Below are 1,104 nucleotides of genomic sequence, written 5' to 3'. Positions count from 1 at the left end.
GTCGTTTGTAGTGGCTGATGCGGGCTTGATACTGGCGTCGTCGGCGCCAGGTCGACCAGTGCAGCACGTGGCCAATCGGGGTGGGCCGGCGGTCGGTGAGGCGGGTGATCAGGCGTCGGATCTCGGCGAGGCTGAGGTGGATGAGCCGGGGGGATCCGTTTCTGCTTTCTCCGTGTCCAGCTGTCGGGCTCGCAGGACAGTGAGGCATGCGTGGGCGGCCATGGCCAGGGTCATGTGGCGGTGCCAGCCGGGGTAGCGGCGGACCTGGTAGTCGTCCAGGCCGCATTCCTGCTTGGCGGTCTGGAAGCATTCCTCCACTGCCCAGCGGCTGCCCGCGATGCGGATCAGCTGGTCCAGTGTGGTTTCGGCGGGGCAGTAGGCGATGTAGTAGGAGATCTCCTCGGGTCGGCCGACGCTGCGGCGTGCGAGGACCCAGTGCCGGCGGTCTTCGCGGTGCCAGGGCCGGACCTCGACGCGGGCCCAGTCGTAGATCCGCCGGCCGTGTGCCCCTTCGCCGCAGGAACGACGCTTCCACTTCTGCCGCGGCAGGCCGGGGAACAGGTCGTGGACGGGGTGGTCGAGTGCCCAGCGCGTGACGACGGTGTCGTGCCGGGTGGTGGCCATGACATGGAAGACATCGGCCTGCTCGAGCTCGAAGCGCCAGCCCTTGCTGAAGCCGTAGGCGGCATCCGCCGTCACCCAGGCGAACGGGATCCGGTCCGCGATGGCCTTGCGGACCATCGCCTTGGCCATGGTCACCTTCGTCTCGAAGGCGACCTCGTCGCCGATGCCGGCCCGATGACAGCGTTCCCGGTCGTCCGTCCACGACGTGGGCAGATACAGCCGCCGGTCGATCAGCGTGCGGCCGCGGCCGGTGGCGTAGGCGAGGAACACACCGATCTGGCAGTTCTCGGTCCGGCCGGCGGTTCCGGAGTACTGCCTTTGCACCCCGGCCGACCGCAGGCCCTTCTTCAGGAAGCCGGTGTCGTCGACGATCAGCACGGCGTCCTGGTCGCCGAGGTGTTCGACGACGTAGTCGCGTACGTCGTCCAGGACGTCGTCGGCATCCCACTCGATCCGGTTCAGCAACCGGTGGATGCGATC

Annotated in this window: 1 protein-coding gene; it reads right to left on the bottom strand. The window is 68.3% G+C overall.

Features of this window, described 5'->3' with window-relative positions; genetic code table 11:
• Positions 1 to 108: 108 nt before the first annotated feature.
• A partial coding sequence (locus ACZ4W9_RS40330) for an IS701 family transposase (RefSeq protein ID WP_467944226.1) occupies positions 109 to 1,104 on the bottom strand: 996 nt, incomplete at its 5' end.

This window comes from Streptomyces sp. NPDC029296, assembly GCF_055569255.1.
This window is presented reverse-complemented; position numbering and strand designations above follow the sequence as displayed.